Genomic DNA, 17,060 nt, shown 5'->3' with positions numbered 1-17,060 from the left:
AGCTGCGGAAAGGCCCTGGCCGGCCGCGGGTACAGATGCTGGTACCAGCGGTTTGTACCAAGGGTAACCCTGTTCCTCCTCCCGCCCGTCCGGCGCAATGGGAATTGCTAACTGCAAGCTGCAGATCGGCCGCCGGGCAACCGCCACGTGATTCGGGCCGATCCTGGCGACGATTCGTGGGAGTGAGTCTTGGCCACAGGCACCAGATCCCACGCGGCCCGCACCCATCCGGCAGCGCGGCGCGGTTGGAAGATCGCCTCCCGGATGCGCCTGATCGTCGCCGCGCCACTGGTGGCGGTGATCGGGTTCGCCGGCCTCGCGTTGGCCGACAGCGTCCGTCAGGCGCAACGGGCCAGCGACCTGCGGGAGATGACCCAGCTGGCGACCGACGCCGGTGGGCTGGCCTACCAGCTCCAGCGGGAACGCGCGGCGGCGGCCGACCTGCTGGCCACCGGCGCGCCGCAACAGCAGGACACCTTCGCCCGGACCACCGCCGAGACGGACACGGTGGTCGCCCGGTACCGGCAGCAGCGCCGGGACGTTCCCGCGCTCTCGCCGGGCGCCGCCGCCGTGCTGACCCGGATCGACGAGTCGCTGGACGCCCTCGCCCCGCTGCGTGCCCAGGTCCGCACCGCCGCGCACGCCTCGGTGTCGGCGATGACCTTCAGCTACCGGATCATCATCGCCGACCTGCTCAGCTACCGGGAGGCGACGGCGCAGGGCGTGGTCAACGCCAAGATCGCGGACGCGATCCGGGCCGCCGCCGAGCTGTCCAAGGCGGCGGAATCGGTCGGCCAGCAGCAGGTGGCGGTGCTGCGCGCGGTGGCCGCCGGCCAGCTGACCACGGCCATGCAGCAGGACATCACCGCCGCCCGGACCAGCTTCACCGACGCCAGCCTCTCCTTCCTCGGTCTGGCCGAGCCGACCTGGACCGTGTGGTGGGAGCAGGCCGGTAGCGGCGACGTCGCGGTGACCCTGCAACGCCTGCAGGACCAGGTCTCCCGCGCCCGGCCCGGTGCCCGGCTGAACCTCGACACCGCGGCCTGGATCAGTGCCACCCAGGGCTGGGCGCAACGGTTGTTCGAGGTGCAGCAGCAGGTCGACGCCTCGGTGTTGCGGGCCGTCGACGCCGACCGGGCCGACCAGCGCCGTCGGGCCTTCGTCGAGGCCGCCGCCATGGCGGTCGCGCTGGCCCTGACCGTCCTGGTGACCTGGGCGGTCGCCCGACAGATCACCCGCCGGCTGCGGCGGCTGCGGGAGGCGGCCAACACCGTCGCGTTCCGCGAACTGCCGGCCATGGTGGCCGAGTTGCGCAACGCGGACAGCTCCACGGTCGACCCGGAGGCATTGGCCCGGCGGGTCAACTCCACCGTCGACGTGTCCAGTGAGGACGAGATCGGCGAGGTGGGCCAGGCGTTCAGCGAGGTGCACCGGGCCGCCGTCCGCACCGCCGCCGAGCAGGCCGTCATGCGGGCCAACACCGCCGACATCTTCATCCACCTGAGCCGACGCGAGCAGCGTCTGGTGGACGCCGTGCTGGCCCAGGTGGACCGGGTGGAACGGGACGAGACCGACCCGGAACGGCTGCAACGGCTCTACACGCTGGACAACCTGGCCACCCGGATGGGGCGGATCAACGCGAGCCTGCTGGTGCTCGGCGGGGTCGGCGTCGGCCGGGTACGCCACCAGGACGTACCGCTGCAGAAGGTCCTCCAGGCCGCGCTGTCGCAGATCGAGCACTACCAGCGGATCCGGCTCGGCGTGGTGGACGGGGACGTCGCGGTGGTGGCCGAGAAGGTGGACGAGGTCGTGCACCTGCTCGCCGAGTTGATGGACAACGCCACCTCCTACTCGCCGCCGGAGACCGAGACCTGGGTCACCGCGCGCAGTCTCGGCGACCGGGTGGTCGTGCAGGTCAGCGACGAGGGGGTCGGCCTGTCGCCGCACCGGTTGGCACAACTCAACGAGGTGCTGGCCAGTCCGCCGGCCATCGACGTCGCGGCCGTCCGGGCGATGGGTCTGGTCGTGGTCGGCCAGCTGGCCGGCCGGCTCGGCGTGCGGGTCGAACTACGCCCCGGCCCCAAGCTGGGCACCATCGCCGAGGTGGCGCTGCCGGCCACGCTCATCCGGCCCATTCCGGCCGAGTCGCGGCTGCTCGCCCCGGGACGACTCGCGTCCCGTCCCGGCGGCGGGTACGGCGGTAACGGTGGCAGCGCGCCCGTCGGCTACGCCCGGGCGCCGCAGAACGGCTCGGCCGGTCGGCATCCGGGCGACCCGGCACAGGCCGGACGGTCCCGCCCGATCGCGCCGGCCTTCCAACCCGGTGCTTCCGCGCCCCACCGGGGCGACGATCCGACGGAGGAACTGGTGATCTTCGAACAGGTCAACAACTGGTTCCGCTCCGACCGGTCCAACGGCGGCAAGGGGTCCGGCTGGCACACCCCGGCCGACGACGCGTGGAAGGCCGCCACCGAGGTGGCCAAGCCCGCGGTGGCGGCGACCACCCGGACCGGTCTGCCGAAGCGGCAACCACAGCGGCACCTCGTACCCGGCGGTGTCGTCATGCCCTCCCGACCCCAACCCGAGTCGGAGCACCGCGATCCGACGCAGGTGGCGAACGCGATGGCCGCCTACGCCCGCGGTGTGTCCAACCGACGTACCAACCTCGTCAACGCCGCGGCCACCAGTGATGCGACAGGGAGTGGGAGTTCCACGTGACCAACCAACACGATCTCGGCTGGATGCTGGACAGCTTCGCCGAGCGGGCCACCGAGGTGAGCCACGCGATCGCCATCTCCAGTGACGGCCTGATGGTGGCCGCCACCCGGAACCTTCCACCGGACCGCGCCGACCAGCTCGCCGCGACCGGGAGCGGGCTGGTCAGCCTGCTCCGCGGCGCGGCGGGATTCTTCGACGCCGGTGCGGTGATCTCCAACGTTACCCAGCTCGAGGGCGGATTCATGTTCTCGATGGCCTTCAACGACGGTGCCTCACTGCTTGTCCTCGCCGCACCTACCTGTGACGTCGGCAAGGTCTCCTACGAGATGGCCGAACTGGCCAACCGGATCGGAGACGTCCTCACCCCGGCAGCGCGTTCAGCCGTGCTGAACAGCCGCTGACATCCGCGGACCCCGGCGCACCGCCGCGCCGGTGTCCCTTCCCCTCCTGGAGAGAACATGCCTCGCACCACCCGGAGCAGGCACCGCCGCGCCCTGTTGGCCGGCCTGCTCGCCCTCGGCCTGACGACCGCCTCCGCCTCCGGCTGCGCCGGCGACGGCGGCGGCACCGGCAGTCCCGGGACGATCAAGATCGGTCTCCTCGCCTCGTTGTCCGGGACCTACCAGGCCGTCGGTACCGAGATCCGCGACGGATTCCAGCTCTACCTGAACAACCACGACGGCAAGCTCGGCGGGCACAAGATCGAACTGATCGTGGCCGACGAGGGCAACGGCGCGCCGACCGCCGTGCCGGCCGCCACCAAACTCATCAAGCAGGACAAGGTACGGGCGCTGACCGGCATCGTCGGCGGTGGCTCGGTCGCGGCGGTCTACCCGGTGCTCACCGAGGCCAAGATCCCGTTCGTCGGCTCCAACGGCCGACCGGAGCTGAAGGACGTCTCCCGGGTCTGGGTCACCTCCTACCTGTCCGAGGAGCCCGGCGCGGCCATCGCGCCGCACGTGCGGGACACCGTCAAGGGCCCGGTCTACGCGATCGGCCCCGACTACCAGGGTGGCTACGACGAACTGCGCGGCTTCACCGAGGCGTTCGCCAAGGCCGGCGGGAAGCTGGCCAACCCCGACGGCAAGACCCGGTGGACGCCGTTCCCGAACACCACCAACTTCACGCCGTACTTCGCGCAGATCAAGGCGTCCGGCGCGGCCGCCGTCTACACCTTCTACGCCGGCTCCGCCGCGGTGGACTTCGTGAAGCAGTACGCCCAGTCGGAGATCAAGGACGTTCCGCTCTACGCGGCCGGGTTCCTCACCGAGGGCGGCGTGCTCAACGCGCAGGGCGAGGCGGCCCGAAACATCTACTCGGTGCTGAACTACTCACCCGACCTGGACAACGCCGCGAACCGGTCGTTCGTCGCGGCCTGGAAGGCCAACCACGACGGCTCGCCCACCACATACGCGATGGCGTCGTACGACGCGGCGGCGGTGCTCGACAAGGCCATCGGCGCGGCCGGTGCCGATCCGACACCGGAGAAGATCAACAAAGCGATCGAGGACCTGGGGCAGATCGACAGCCCGCGCGGGACGTGGCAGTTCTCCAAGACCACCCATTCCCCGGTGCAGAAGTGGTACCTGCGCCAGGTACGCCAGGACGGACGGGCACTGTCCAACACGGTCGTCGGTGACCTGGCGACCATCGGTGGCTGACCGCCGCCGAGGGGGTGCGGGCGTTGAGCGGATACCTGATCCCGGCGGTCGACGGAGTGGCGTACGGGTTGCTGATGTTCGTGGCCGCCGCCGGGCTGGTGTTCTGCTTCGGCGTCGCGGACATCCTCAACCTGGCGCACGGCACGCTGTACGCGATCGGCGCCTACACCGCCGCCCGGCTGGCCGACGGCGGCTGGGCGACGCTGGTGCTGGCCCTGGCCGTCGGGATCGTCGCGGCGGCCGGGGCGGGTGGTCTGCTCGCCGGACTGCTCGCCCCGGTCGGCCGGCGTGACCATCTCACCCAGGCGTTGCTCACCTTCGGGGTGGCGTTGGCCGGCGGCAGCCTGCTGGTCGCCGCCTTCGGCCCGGAGAACCTGCCGGTGCGCATCCCCGCGGCCGTCGACCGTCCGGTGAGCCTGTTGGGTCACCCCTACGCCGCGTACCGGTTGGTCTTCATCCTGGTGGCGGCGGCGATCGCGGGCCTGTTGCAGCTCACGGTCACCCGCACCCGGGCCGGCATGCTGATCCGCGCCGCGGTGGACGACGCCGAAATGGTGGCCGCGCTCGGGGTGAGCCCGACCCGGATCCGGGTCGGGGTGCTCACGGCGGCCGGCGCGCTGGCGGGTGCGGCCGGCGTGCTCGGCGCACCGATCATCGGTCCCGGGCCGGGCACCGCCGACGTGGTCCTGCTGCTGTCCCTGGTGGTGGTGGTCCTCGGTGGACTCGGCTCGATCGGCGGCACCCTGGTCGCGGCCCTGCTGGTCGGCGAGATCCAGACCCTGGGCGTGGCGCTGCTGCCGGGTGCCGCGCCGTTCCTGTTGTTCGCCGCGATGGCCGTCGCCCTCGCGGTGCGGGCCCGCGGGCTGCGGTTGCCGGTGCCGCGGAGGGCGACATGACGGTGTCGCCGCGGCGCCGGGTGCTCGGCGCGTCCCTGCTCGGCGTGATCCTCGTGGTGGCCGTGGCGGTGCCCTGGCTGGTCGACGACTACACCACCGCGTTGCTGGCCCGGACGCTGGTGCTCGGTCTGGTGGGAGTCAGCGTCGCCCTGCTGACCGGGGTCGCCGGCCTGCCGACCCTGGGCCAGACCGCGCCGTACGCGGCCGGCGCGTACGCCGGTGCGGTGCTGGCCGTGCACACCCAGTCCGTCGGCGTGGTGCAACTGCTGGCCGGCGCGGTCGCCGGCGCCGCCCTGGCCGCCGGCACCGTCCCGCTGGTGGTGTACGCCCGCGGCGTCGTCGTACTGATGATCACGTTGGCGATCGGCGAACTGGTGGTCACCGCCGCGGGACGTTGGCGGTCGGTCACCGGCGGTACCGACGGGCTGGCCGGGTTCCCCGCCGTCCGGCCGCTCTGGGGACTGCCGGTCCTGGACAGCGACCGGACGCGCTACCTCTACACGCTGGCGGTGGTCGTCGTGGTGGTCGCCGTCGTGCTGCTGCTCCTGCGGACCCGGGCCGGTCTGCTGCTGACCGCCGCCCGCGACGACGAGGCCCGACTGCGGGCCAGCGGCCACCCGGTGACCGCCTACCTCTCCGCCGCGTACCTGGCGGCCGGCGCCGTCGCCGGCGTGGCCGGCACCCTCCTGGTCACCGCGCAGCAGTACGTGTCCCCGGCCGACTTCGGTTTCGACACCTCGGCCCTGCTGCTGCTGGGCGTCGTCATCGGCGGTGCGGCCTCGATCCGCGGCGCGCTGGCCGGTGCGGTCCTCGTCATCGCCGCCCGGGACTGGCTGACCGGTCAGTTTCCCGGCTCCGCACCGCTGCTGCTCGGCGCGCTCTTCGTGCTGACCGCGTACCTGTTCCCGAAGGGTGTCGGCACCCTTTCGGCGGCGACCGCCGGACTGTTCCGGTCAGCCGCGGGCCGCCGGCCGGCAGCGGCGCCGTCCGGCCCGGCGCCTGCGTACCGATCGGAGGCCGAGGGATGACGACGGACCTGCTCGTGGCGCGGGCCCTGACCCGCCGGTACGGCTCGCTGACCGCCGTGGACCGGGTCGACCTGCGGGTGAACGCCGGGGAACGGCACGCCCTGATCGGCCCCAACGGCGCCGGCAAGACCACCCTGCTCGACCTCGTCGGCGGCGCCACCCGCCCGGACGGCGGCCGGCTGCACCTGGCCGGTCGGGACATCACCCGGCTCGGTCCGGCCCGTCGGTCCCGGCTCGGCATCGGCCGCATCCACCAACGGCCGGCCGTCTGGCCGTCGCTCACCGCGTTGGACAACGTCATCGTCGCGGCGCTGCCGCACCGCCGCGTCGGTCCGGGCCGGTTCCACAGCCGGGTCCGCCGGCCCTGCCTGGCCCTGCTCGACGAGGTCGGGCTGACCGGCGGTGGCACCGAAGCGGCGGCGCACCTGTCGCACGGTCAGCGCCGCCAGCTGGAGCTCGCCATGGCGCTGGCCGGCCGGCCACGCCTGCTGCTGCTCGACGAGCCGGCCGCCGGGCTGTCCGCGGTCGAGGTGCACCGGCTGGTCGACCTGCTGTCGTCGTTGCCCCGTACGGTGGCGGTGCTGCTCGTGGAGCATCGGCTCGATCTGGTCTACCGGCTGGCCGACCGGGTCACCGTGCTGAGCGACGGCCGGCCGGTCGCCACCGGCACGCCGGACGAGATCCGCCGGTCGGCCGCGGTGCGGCGGGCCTACGCCGAGGCGGTCGGCTGATGCTGCGGATCAGCGGCCTGCGGGCCGGCTACGGCGGCGGCACGGTGCTGCACGACGTGAGCCTCACCGTCCCGGCCGGCACGGTGCTGGCCGTCGTCGGCCGCAACGGCGCCGGCAAGACCACCCTCGTGCACAGCGTCGCGGGGCTGCTGCGACCGTCCGCCGGGGTGGTCGAGGTGTGCGAAACCGTCACCACCGGGCAGCCGGCGCACCGGGTGGCCCGGGCCGGCGTGGGGCTGGTGCCGCAGGGCCGGCGGGTGTTCTCCCGGTTGACCGTGGCCGAACACCTCCGGCTCGCGGCCGGGAGCCGGCCGCGCGGCCGGGTCGCCGACGCGGCCCGGTGGACCGTGCCGCGGGTGCTGGAACTGCTGCCGCGGTTGAGCGCCCGGCTCACCCACCGGGGCAACCAGCTGTCCGGCGGGGAGCAACAGATGCTCGCCATCGCCCGGGCGCTGCTCATCCAGCCCCGGGTGCTGTTGCTGGACGAACCGAGCGAAGGGCTCGCCCCGGACCTCGCGGCCCGGGTCCGGGAACTCGTGGCGGGACTCGCGGCCGGCGGTCTCACCGTGCTGCTGGTGGAACAGCACCTGCCGCACGCGCTCCAGGTGGCCGACCGGCTGGCCGTTCTGGACTACGGCCGGGTCGTCCTGGACGCCCCGGCGGCGCGGGTCCGCGCCGATCCGACCCCGGTCGAGGCGTTGTTGAGCGTCGCCACCCCCGACGCGGCAACCACACCGTCGCCCGCCGACCGCGGCGACGCGCCCGACCGGGCCGTCCACCACTGACAGACATTCATCACCGACAGGGAGGTAGATCCGTGTCCGCCACCATTACCACGCCCGGTTACTCGTTCGACAACGCCGCTCCGGAAGCCGATGCGCAGATGCACGCGCTGGAGTCGTACATGGATCCGATAACGGCCCACCGGCTGGCCCCGTTGCTCGTGCCGGGGGCCAACTGCTGGGAGATCGGAGCCGGAGCCGGGTCGGTGGCCCGACTGATGTCGCGACTGGTCGGTCCCGCCGGACGGGTGCTGGCCACCGACATCGAACCCGCGCACCTGGTCCCGGAGGGCAACCTGCGGGTGGCGCGGCACGACGTGCGGGACGAACCACCGGCCGGGGCGCCGTTCGACCTGATCCACGCCCGGCTGGTGCTGCTGCACCTGCCCGAGCGGCGGCGGGTGCTGCGCCGGCTGGCCGAGGCGCTGGCCCCCGGCGGTTGGCTGGTCGTCGAGGAGTTCGACTGCACGGCGCCGCTGCGGGTGCTCACCGCGCCCACCGACGACGCGGCGAAGCTCTTCCAACGGGTGATGGACTCGATGCTCGGGGCCCTGCAGAGCAAGGGCGCCGACATGGCGTGGGCGCAGACCGTGCACACCGAGATGGCCCTGGCCGGACTGGCCGACATCGACACCGTCACCCACTCCGAGAGCTGGGTGGGCGGCTCGCCCGGCGCCTCGCTGCACGCGACCAACTCCCGGCAGCTCGAACCGAAGCTGCAGGCCGACGGGGTCACCCCCGGCCAGCTCCGGGTGTTCCGTGAGCTGGCCCGTGATCCGCGGTTCGCGTCGTTGTCGTACCAGTTCGTCTCCACCCGGGGCCGCCGGCCACGGCGCGGCTGACACCGCGCGGAAGCAGCCTCCGCCGAGACCGGGACAGCGGGCCGCCACGGGCTCCCGGAGGCCGGATCCGTCGCCGCGACAGCGGCGGCGGATTCCGCGTGCGCGCGGTGGCCGGCAATGGACGCCCGGGTGCGACCCCGCGCGGTCGTGCCGGGCCGATCGGCGGATTCCGCGCGTCGTGCGGCGTCGCGTCCGGTACCGCCCGTGCCGTCAGACCATGATCCGGCGGTCCTGCCCTGCCCGCCACAGCCATCGCACGTCCCGGCCGAAGGACCAGCCGAGCAGCAGCAGCGCGAGTGCGGCGGTGACGGCGGCCGGCGCGAGCGGTACGGCCGGCGTGCCCGCGACGACCAGGGCGACGCCCTGCGTCGCGGCGACCGTCTTGCGGGCGAGGTTCGGCGGCAGCGGCGCGCGCAACCACGGCCACGCCTGGGCGGCGGCGACGAAGACGTACCGCATCAGCCCGATCACCAGCACCCACCAGCCGAGCCGACCGGCGACGTGCGCGCTGAGCATCAGGATCAGGAACGCGTCGACCTCCATGTCGAACCGGGCGCCCAGCGGGGTGGCCGTCCCGGTCCGCCGGGCGATCTGGCCGTCGACCGCGTCCAGCACCAGGGCCACCGTGGCCAGGACGATCAGGACGGTGCCGGGCACCGGGCGGTGCACCGAGTCGGCCACCAGCGCCGTCACGCCGCCCACCAGGGTGGCCCGGGCCAGGGTCACCCGGTTCGCCGGCCCGAACGATCGGATCCGGGCCCGGTCCACGGCGGTGGTGAGCAGCGCCCACACCACCAGGGCGTACACCGTACCGGCGAGCCACCCCGCCGGGCCGAGCCCGACGGCGGCCCAGAGCGCCAGCAGCAGGACGAACTGGCCACCGATCTCGGCGGTCAGTTCCCGGACCGGCCGAGACACGTCGTGCACCTGCAGTACGGCCACCGCACCTCCCGTTACGTTGTGTGGCGGTGTTCAAGCTGCGGCGTATGGTAATCGCGTTCTGAAGATCCACAACCCGTCGTCTACCGAGTGTCATCGCCTCGTCACCAGGAGGATGCCCATGCCCTCGACCGCCCATGCCTTCTGGCTCCGTACCCCGGGGGAGGGGGAGATACGAGCGGTCGAGCTGCCGGATCCCGGCCCCGGCGAGGTGCTGGTGCGCAGCAGCCACTCGGCGGTGAGCCGGGGCACCGAGACACTGGTCTTCGGCGGCGCGGTGCCGCCCAACCAGTACGCCACGATGCGCGCGCCCTACCAGGAGGGCGACTTCCCCGCCCCGGTCAAGTACGGCTACCTCAACGTCGGCGTGGTCGAGCAGGGCCCGGCGGACCTGCTCGGCCGGACCGTCTTCTGCCTCTACCCGCACCAGACCCGGTACATCGTCCCGGCCGAGGCGGTGATACCGGTCCCGGACGCGGTGCCCCCGGCCCGGGCGGTGCTGGCCGGCACGGTGGAGACCGCGGTGAACGCGCTCTGGGACGCGGCGCCACTGGTCGGCGACCGGATCGCCGTGGTCGGCGCGGGAATGGTCGGCTGCTCGGTCGCGGCCCTGCTCGCCCGCTTCCCGGGCGTGCGGGTGCAGCTGGTCGACACCAACCCGGACCGGGCCGCGGTGGCCGCCGCGCTCGGCGTCGACTTCGCCCCGCCCGCCGCCGCGGCCGACGGCTGCGACCTGGTGGTGCACGCCAGCGCCAGCGCCGAGGGACTCACCCGCGCGCTGGAACTGCTCGCGCCGGAGGGCACGGTCGTCGAGCTGAGCTGGTACGGCGACCGGCGAGTCGCCCTGCCGCTGGGGGAGAATTTCCACTCCCGTCGGTTGACCATCCGCGGCAGCCAGGTGGGCACCGTCTCGCCGGCCCGCGCCGGCCGGCGCAGCTACGCCGACCGGATGGCGCTGGCGCTCGATCTGCTGGCCGATCCGGCCTTCGACGCCCTGATCAGCGGCGAGTGCGGTTTCGCCGATCTTCCCCGGGTAATGCCGAAGCTCACCAGCGGTGAACTTTCCGCGTTGTGTCTACGTGTCACCTACTGAGCCGCCCGGGCGCCCGGGCACCCGACCGCGAACTGCAGGAGGACGATCCTTGTTCAGCATCACCGTCCGCGATCATCTGATGGTCGCGCACAGCTTCCGAGGTGAGGTCTTCGGCCCGGCGCAGCGGCTGCACGGCGCGACGTTCCTCGTCGACGCCACGTTCCGCCGCTCCGAACTCGACGCCGACAACATCGTCGTCGACATCGGCCTGGCGACCCAGCAGCTCGGGGAGATCCTCGGCGAGCTGAACTACCGCAACCTCGACGACGAGGAGGCGTTCGCCGGGATCAACACCTCCACCGAGTTCCTGGCCAAGGTCATCGCCGACCGGCTGGCCGACCGGGTGGCGGCCGGGTCCCTGGGCGAGGGAGCCCGGGCGCTGACCGGGCTGTCCGTCACCCTGCACGAGTCGCACGTCGCCTGGGCGAGTTACGAACGGCAGCTGTGAGAGCCGAGGCCGCCACCACCGATCTGCGCCGGGTGCACGTCGTGCTGCCCGGTGACATCGACGACCCGACCGTGCCCAGCGGCGGCAACACCTACGACCGGCGGGTCTGCCAGGACCTGCCGACCGTCGGCTGGTCGGTGGGGGAGCTGACCGTCGACGGCGGCTGGCCGCGACCTGACCGGGCGGCCGCCGCCGCCCTGGCCGCCGCCCTGGCCGTGTTGCCCGACGGCGCGGTGGTGCTGCTCGACGGGCTGGTGGCCTGCGCCGTTCCGGAGGTCGTCGTCCCGGCGGCCGACCGGCTGCGACTGGCCGTCCTGGTGCACCTGCCGCTGGCCGACGAGTCGGGCCTGGCGCCCGACCTGGCGGCCCGGCTGGACGCCGGCGAGCGGCGGGTGCTGCGCGCCGCCCGGGCGGTGGTGGCGACCAGCACCTGGGCCGCCGACCGGCTGGTCGACCGGCACGGTCTCGATCCCGCCCGGGTGCACGTCGCCGCGCCCGGTGTCGACGCGGCGCTGCCGGTCGCCGGCACGTGTTCCGGCGGCCGGCTGGTGTGCGTCGCGTCGGTCACCCGCCGCAAGGGGCAGGACCTGCTGGTCGAGGCGCTCGCCACGGTCACCGACCTGGACTGGGACTGCCAGCTGGTCGGCGGGCTGCGCCGGGACCCGGACTTCGTCGACCGGGTACGCCGGTCGATCGGCGAGGCGGGGCTCGACGACCGGATCCGGCTGACCGGTCCGCGGACCGGGGACGAGTTGGCCGCCACGTACGCTGCGGCCGATCTCACCGTCCTGCCGTCCCACGCCGAGACGTACGGCATGGTGGTGACCGAGTCGCTGGCCCGGGGCGTACCGGTGCTGGCCACCGCGGTGGACGGCGTGCCGGAGGCGCTCGGGCACACTCCGGACGGCGCGCTGCCGGGGATCCTGGTGCCGGCCGGCGACCCGGCGGCCCTCGCCGGCGCCGTCCGGCGCTGGTTGTCCGAACCTGAACTACGCGCCCGGCTCCGGTCCGCCGCCGTCCGGCGGCGGACCGCCCTGGCCGGCTGGGCGGCGACGTCGCAACGCCTGGCCGGCGTGCTGGACCAGCTCCGCCGCGATCCGGGAGGACATGATGAGTGAGTCCGGCGAACAGACCGTCTACGCCCCGGAGTGGCTGGCCCTGCGGGAGCCGGCCGACGCCGCGGCCCGCTCGGACGAACTGGTCGGGCTGCTGCGTGACCGGTTGGCTGGCGACGCCGGTCGGACCGGTCCTGCGGTGGTCCGCGACCTCGGGTGCGGCACCGGTTCGATGGGCCGCTGGCTGGCCGGTCGGCTGCCCGGCCCACAGCACTGGATCATGCATGACACCGATCCGCTCCTGCTGGCCCGGGCCGGTGCGACAATGGCCGGCACGGCCGCCGACGGCGCACCGGTCAGCGTGACCACCGAGCGGATCGACGTCACGGCGCTCACCGCGGACGTCCTGGCCGGCACGTCGCTGGTGACCGCCTCCGCGCTGCTGGACGTGCTCACCGCGGCGGAGGTCGGCGCACTGGCCGCCGCCTGCGTCGCCGCGGGCTGCCCGGCCCTGTTCGCGCTCTCCGTGCTCGGCGAGGTCGACCTCGACCCGGTCGACCCGCTCGACGCCGAGATCCGGGCCGCCTTCAACGCCCACCAGCGGCGCGTCACCGGCGGCCGGCGGCTGCTCGGCCCGGACGCGGTGGCGGTCGCCACCGACGCGTTCACCGGGCGGGGCGCGACCGTGCACGTTCGGCCCAGCCCGTGGCGGCTCGGCCCGGAGCAGGCCGCGCTCACCGTTGAGTGGCTGCGCGGCTGGGTGGGCGCCGCCTGCGAACAGGTGCCCGAGCTGGCCGGACCCGGCGCGGCGTACCTGGATCGCCGGCTGACCGCCGGCGCGGCCGGTCGGCTGCGGGTGACGGTCGGCCACAGTGACCTGCTCGCCCTGCCGGACGGGGACGCGTCGTGATGCGTACCGTCTGGGCCTGGGCGCGGCCGTTCGCCGGCCTGGCCATCCTCGGATTGCTGGTCTGGCGGCTGGGTGCCGCCGCGTTCCTGGACGGGCTGCGCCTGGTCGGGGTCGGCGCGCTGGCCGCGGCGCTCGGCATCGGGTTGCTGACCACCGTGCTCAGCGCCTGGCGCTGGCGACTGGTGGCCAGCCGGCTCGGCCTGCGACTTCCGCTGGGCTGCGCCGTGGCCGACTACTACCGGGCGTTGTTCCTCAACGCGGCGCTACCCGGTGGCGTGCTCGGTGACGTGCACCGCGCGGTCCGGCACGGACAGCACGAGGGCGACGTGGGCCGGGGTGTGCGGGCGGTGGTCCTGGAACGGACCGCCGGGCAGGTGGTGCTGGTCGCCGTCGGGGCGGTCGCGCTGCTCGGCCAGCCGTCGCTGGCGCTCGCCGAGGCGCACCGGGTGCGGGTCACCCCCACCGTCGTCCTGATCCTGGCCGCGGTGGCCGGCGGCGCCCTCGCCGCCGCGATCGGGCTGCGGCTGTGGCGGGGCGGCGCCCGGTGGCGCCGGGCCTGGGGCACCGCCCTGACCGACGTACGACTCGGCCTGCTCGCCCGGAACAGTTGGCCCGGTGTGCTGCTCTCGTCGACCGTGGTGCTGGCCGGTCACCTGGCGATGTTCCTCGTCGCCGCGCGGGTGACCGGGGTCTCGGCGCCGCTGCTCACCCTGGCACCGCTGCTGCTGCTCGCCCTGCTGGCGATGGCGTTGCCGTTGAACGTCGGCGGCTGGGGACCTCGGGAGGGGGTGCTGGCCTGGGCGTTCGGGATGGCGGGGCTAAGCGCCGCGCAGGGCCTCACGGTCGCCGTGGTCTACGGCGTGTGCACCTTCGTGGCGAGCCTGCCCGGCCTCGGTCTGCTGATCGCCCGCTGGCTGGCCCGGCCGCGTCCCGCCCGGCCGCAGATCGAGCTCGAACAGCGTGTCCTCACCGAGGTGGCCGCGCCGGGTGGGGGCGCGTAGCGCGTCGCGCATCCGGGGTTCGCCGGGAAACCGCAGGCCCGGGACGCCGTCACCGATCAGCACCGGGGCGACGGTGAGGTAGAGCCGGTGCAGGGCGCGCTCGCGCAGGAACCGCGACACCGTGACCCCACCGCCCTCGACCAGCACCCGGCCGAGGCCGCGGCCGGCCAACGCGGCAAGCACCTCGCGTGGGGCGAACCCGGCGTCGGCGGCGGGCAACCGGAGCACCTGCACCCCGTCCTGCTCCGGCACGTCGGCCCCGACGCCCACCAGCCGCAGGGTCGGCGCGGCCCCGTCGGTGAACAGGTGGCAGCGCGGCGACAACCGGCCGGACCGGTCGAGGACCACCCGGACCGGACTGGTTCCGGCGCAGTCGCGCACGGTCAGCCGGGGATCGTCGGTGACGACGGTGCCGGCGCCGACGACGACCGCGTCGGCCAGGGCCCGCAGCCGGTGCAGGTGCCGCCGATCCTCCTCGCCGGTGACGTAGATGGCGTCGCCGGTGCGGGCGGCGATGAAACCGTCCAGGCTCTGACCGAGCTGGGCCCAGGCGTACCGGGGACCGGCCAGGCACAGCGGCAGGTACAACTCGGCCAGCCGGGTCGCCTCGGCGCAGGCGGCACCGGCCCACCGCCACCGGCCGTCCGGGCCCTGGACCAGGCCGGCCGCCTCGGCGTCGGCGCCGTCGCGCACCTTGAGCAACCGTTCCCAGGCGGTCGCCGCGTCCAGCTCCCGTCCGTTCCGCTCCACCGCGGCGGCACCGGTGACGCCGTCGCGGGAGGCGGCCCGGAGGGCGCCGGCGGTCGGCGGGGAACCGACCGGGATCGCCGGGCCGGCGGATTCGTCGGCAGGGGGCATGGTCGCCTTTCGTCGCAAGTGCCGGCCCGCCGTCCACCTGGCGGTACGCGGACCCGTCACCTGTCTACCAAGCGAACCCGATCTTGTCAGCCGGAGGGGCGCAGCCGGTCGGCAGCCGCGGCGGGTTGTGCCCCTCGGTCGTTGTCGACACACTGAGCGTAGTTCCGCCCGGAGCGGCGTTGATCGATGAAGGGCAACCGCCGATGTCGGAGGACAATCCGTGGCGCATCTCCGGCCAACTGTCGCCGTACCAGGTCCGCTACTTCCAGCAGGTGCTCGTGGTCCACGCGAACAGCCCCACCACCGGCGTGTGCCCGGTGTGCGGGGTGCCGCGCTGCGACACCTGGGTCGGGGCGTACGACGCGCTCGCGCTGGCCGGCGAGCCGATGGCCGACCCGAGCCGGTGGGGCGGCGGGTCGGACCCGGCCCGGTGAACGGCGGGTCGGACCCGGCCCGGTGAACCCGTCGCCCCGACCCGCGCCCACACCGTCGCCGCCGGATCGCCCGGCGCCGGTCGACCGGCTACCGCGCGGGCGTACGATTCGGCCGGTCGCCGGGCGCGGACACGGCGGCGACCGGCGGCGAGGAGGCACCATGCAGGACCGGGCACCCCGGCCGGAGGAACTCGAACCCGTCGAACGGGCCTCGGTCGACGAACTGCGGGAGCTGCAACTGTCCCGCCTGCGCTGGTCGTTGCGGCACGCGTACGACAACGTGCCGCACTACCGGGCGGCCTTCGCCGCGGCCGGCGTCCATCCCGACGACTGCCGCGACCTGGCCGACCTGGGCCGGTTTCCGTTCACCGGCAAGTCCGACCTGCGGGACACCTACCCATTCGGCATGTTCGCCGTGCCCCGCGAGCAGGTGGCCCGGCTGCACGCGTCGTCGGGCACCACCGGGCGGCCGACCGTGGTCGGCTACACCCGGGAGGACCTGCGGACCTGGGCCCGGCTGATGGCCCGGTCGATCCGGGCCTCCGGTGGCCGGCCGGGCGACCGGGTGCACGTCGCGTACGGCTACCCGGAATGCGGGCCAGTGCTCCGGCCTTCAGGCCGGGGGTGATGGCCCGTGCTGGGAGGGCTGCTAGGCCTGAGCGGTGCCTTGACCGGGAGGGTTTTGCTGTTCGATGTACTGCTTGACGACGCTTAGCGGTGCGCCGCCGACGGACCCGGCGAAGTATGAGCCCGACCAGAGCTTGTTGGCCCGGTAATAGTGGTGCACGAGGTCGGGAAACTCCTGCCGCAGGCGGCGCGAGGACACGCCTTTGAGGGAGTTGACCAGCCGGGTCACGGCGACCTTGGGCGGGAAGTTGACCAGGAGGTGCACGTGGTTGTTCTCGCCGTTGAACTCGACCAGTTCGGCCTCGAAGTCGGCGCACACGTCTCGCATGATCGTCTCCATCCGGGTCAGGTGCCGGTCGGCGAACACCCTGTGCCGGAACTTCGTCACGAAAACCAAGTGGACGTGCATCGCGAAAACGCAGTGTCTGCCAGTACGTATGCCTTGAAACTCGACCATAAACCAACATGGTACAGTGATGATCGTGCAGCTCCGTTACAACTTCCGGATCACCCCGGACGCCGCTGAGCGCACCGCGCTGGCGCAGGCGTTCGGGTGTGCCCGCGTGGTTTTCAACGACGGACTGCGTCTGCGCCAGCAGGCCCGCGAGACGGGCGAGAAGTACGTCTCGGACGCCGACTTGTCGAAGCTGGTCATCACCCAGGCCAAAGCCACCGAGGGCCGGGCGTGGCTGGGCGAGGTATCGGCCGTGGTGTTGCAGCAGGCCCTCGCGGACCTGAACACCGCGTACCGCAACTTCTTCAACTCGCTGTCCGGCAAACGCCAGGGCCGCAAGGTGGCCGCACCCCGCTTCAGGTCCCGTAAGGACAACCGGCAGGCCATTCGCTTCACCAACAACAGCAGGTTCAAGGTCCTCGACAACGGCCGCCTGCGGTTGCCGAAGATCGGCGACGTGCCGGTCCGCTGGTCACGCAGCCTGCCGTCGGCACCCACCTCGGTCACCGTGATCAAGGACGCGGCCGGACGGTACTTCGCCTCGTTCGTCGTGCAAACCGCCGAGGACGAGACGCTGCCGTCG

At 73.5% G+C, this 17,060-nt stretch carries 18 protein-coding genes and 1 pseudogene; 16 read left to right on the top strand and 3 right to left on the bottom strand.

The features are described from left to right. Positions 1-189 precede the first annotated feature (189 nt). From ACFOX0_RS23985 to ACFOX0_RS23950, 8 genes are read left to right on the top strand one after another with little or no spacing between them, the layout of a single operon-like run. Entirely contained in the window at positions 190-2,718 is a 2,529-nt protein-coding gene (locus ACFOX0_RS23985) for a sensor histidine kinase (protein ID WP_377549881.1), read from the top strand. Further along, the gene (locus ACFOX0_RS23980) at positions 2,715-3,119 is read left to right on the top strand and encodes a roadblock/LC7 domain-containing protein (RefSeq protein ID WP_377549879.1); all 405 of its coding nucleotides are present in this window, start codon (positions 2,715-2,717) and stop codon (positions 3,117-3,119) included. The genes ACFOX0_RS23985 and ACFOX0_RS23980 overlap by 4 nt, the downstream gene beginning before the upstream one ends. Before the next feature lie 57 nt (positions 3,120-3,176). Further along, positions 3,177-4,379: an ABC transporter substrate-binding protein gene (locus ACFOX0_RS23975; RefSeq protein ID WP_377549877.1), complete on the top strand. Its 1,203-nt coding sequence runs from the start codon at positions 3,177-3,179 to the stop codon at positions 4,377-4,379. 23 nt (positions 4,380-4,402) lie between these two features. After that, positions 4,403-5,275: a branched-chain amino acid ABC transporter permease gene (locus ACFOX0_RS23970; RefSeq protein ID WP_377549875.1), complete on the top strand. Its 873-nt coding sequence runs from the start codon at positions 4,403-4,405 to the stop codon at positions 5,273-5,275. After that, positions 5,272-6,303 carry a branched-chain amino acid ABC transporter permease gene (locus ACFOX0_RS23965; RefSeq protein WP_377549873.1) on the top strand — a complete coding sequence of 344 codons (1,032 nt, stop codon included), beginning with the start codon at positions 5,272-5,274 and terminating at the stop codon, positions 6,301-6,303. Before ACFOX0_RS23970 ends, ACFOX0_RS23965 begins: the two co-directional genes overlap by 4 nt. Further along, positions 6,300-7,034 carry an ABC transporter ATP-binding protein gene (locus ACFOX0_RS23960; protein ID WP_377549871.1) on the top strand — a complete coding sequence of 245 codons (735 nt, stop codon included), beginning with the start codon at positions 6,300-6,302 and terminating at the stop codon, positions 7,032-7,034. Before ACFOX0_RS23965 ends, ACFOX0_RS23960 begins: the two co-directional genes overlap by 4 nt. Further along, positions 7,034-7,819: an ABC transporter ATP-binding protein gene (locus ACFOX0_RS23955; RefSeq protein ID WP_377549869.1), complete on the top strand. Its 786-nt coding sequence runs from the start codon at positions 7,034-7,036 to the stop codon at positions 7,817-7,819. The genes ACFOX0_RS23960 and ACFOX0_RS23955 overlap by 1 nt, the downstream gene beginning before the upstream one ends. 32 nt (positions 7,820-7,851) lie before the next feature. Further along, positions 7,852-8,658: a class I SAM-dependent methyltransferase gene (locus ACFOX0_RS23950; protein ID WP_377549868.1), complete on the top strand. Its 807-nt coding sequence runs from the start codon at positions 7,852-7,854 to the stop codon at positions 8,656-8,658. 210 nt (positions 8,659-8,868) lie between these two features. Here the strand turns inward: ACFOX0_RS23950 and ACFOX0_RS23945 are convergent, their stop codons facing one another. Then, positions 8,869-9,600, bottom strand: a complete 732-nt coding sequence (locus tag ACFOX0_RS23945; protein WP_377549867.1) for a CDP-alcohol phosphatidyltransferase family protein — start codon at positions 9,598-9,600, stop codon at positions 8,869-8,871. 118 nt (positions 9,601-9,718) lie between these two features. Here ACFOX0_RS23945 and ACFOX0_RS23940 point away from each other — a divergent pair, with 118 nt between their 5' ends. The 5 genes from ACFOX0_RS23940 to ACFOX0_RS23920 are packed head-to-tail and all read left to right on the top strand — an operon-like array spanning position 9,719 to position 14,104. After that, a complete protein-coding gene (locus ACFOX0_RS23940; protein WP_377549866.1) occupies positions 9,719-10,690 on the top strand; it encodes a zinc-dependent alcohol dehydrogenase in 972 nt (323 codons plus the stop codon). Positions 10,691-10,739: 49 nt separating this feature from the next. Next, positions 10,740-11,138, top strand: coding sequence for a 6-pyruvoyl trahydropterin synthase family protein (locus tag ACFOX0_RS23935; RefSeq protein WP_377549864.1), 399 nt, complete (start codon positions 10,740-10,742; stop codon positions 11,136-11,138). Next, a complete protein-coding gene (locus tag ACFOX0_RS23930) occupies positions 11,135-12,256 on the top strand; it encodes a glycosyltransferase family 4 protein (RefSeq protein WP_377549862.1) in 1,122 nt (373 codons plus the stop codon). The genes ACFOX0_RS23935 and ACFOX0_RS23930 overlap by 4 nt, the downstream gene beginning before the upstream one ends. After that, entirely contained in the window at positions 12,249-13,103 is an 855-nt protein-coding gene (locus ACFOX0_RS23925) for an SAM-dependent methyltransferase (RefSeq protein WP_377549860.1), read from the top strand. Before ACFOX0_RS23930 ends, ACFOX0_RS23925 begins: the two co-directional genes overlap by 8 nt. After that, positions 13,103-14,104 carry a lysylphosphatidylglycerol synthase transmembrane domain-containing protein gene (locus ACFOX0_RS23920; RefSeq protein WP_377549858.1) on the top strand — a complete coding sequence of 334 codons (1,002 nt, stop codon included), beginning with the start codon at positions 13,103-13,105 and terminating at the stop codon, positions 14,102-14,104. The genes ACFOX0_RS23925 and ACFOX0_RS23920 overlap by 1 nt, the downstream gene beginning before the upstream one ends. A gap of 51 nt (positions 14,105-14,155) precedes the next feature. Here the strand turns inward: ACFOX0_RS23920 and ACFOX0_RS23915 are convergent. Continuing rightward, positions 14,156-14,962 (bottom strand): annotated as a pseudogene (locus ACFOX0_RS23915) (RibD family protein); the annotation flags it as partial. A gap of 203 nt (positions 14,963-15,165) precedes the next feature. Between ACFOX0_RS23915 and ACFOX0_RS23910 the strand changes: the two are divergent. Both ACFOX0_RS23910 and ACFOX0_RS23905 read left to right on the top strand, forming a co-directional pair. Beyond that, positions 15,166-15,396 carry a hypothetical protein gene (locus ACFOX0_RS23910; protein WP_377549856.1) on the top strand — a complete coding sequence of 77 codons (231 nt, stop codon included), beginning with the start codon at positions 15,166-15,168 and terminating at the stop codon, positions 15,394-15,396. A gap of 160 nt (positions 15,397-15,556) precedes the next feature. Next, a complete protein-coding gene (locus tag ACFOX0_RS23905; protein ID WP_377549854.1) occupies positions 15,557-16,024 on the top strand; it encodes a hypothetical protein in 468 nt (155 codons plus the stop codon). A gap of 21 nt (positions 16,025-16,045) precedes the next feature. Here ACFOX0_RS23905 and tnpA read toward each other — a convergent pair whose 3' ends face one another. Continuing rightward, complete coding sequence (gene tnpA, locus ACFOX0_RS23900) at positions 16,046-16,480, bottom strand: IS200/IS605 family transposase (RefSeq protein ID WP_377549852.1); 435 nt, start codon at positions 16,478-16,480, stop codon at positions 16,046-16,048. Positions 16,481-16,499: 19 nt separating this feature from the next. On the opposite strand from tnpA, the gene ACFOX0_RS23895 reads away from it, so the two are divergent. Beyond that, positions 16,500-17,060 (top strand): RNA-guided endonuclease InsQ/TnpB family protein (locus ACFOX0_RS23895; protein ID WP_377549850.1); only part of this gene is annotated, 561 nt, incomplete at its 3' end.

It is taken from the genome of Micromonospora zhanjiangensis, assembly GCF_042650605.1.
Taxonomy (GTDB): domain Bacteria; phylum Actinomycetota; class Actinomycetes; order Mycobacteriales; family Micromonosporaceae; genus Micromonospora_J; species Micromonospora_J zhanjiangensis.
This window is presented reverse-complemented; position numbering and strand designations above follow the sequence as displayed.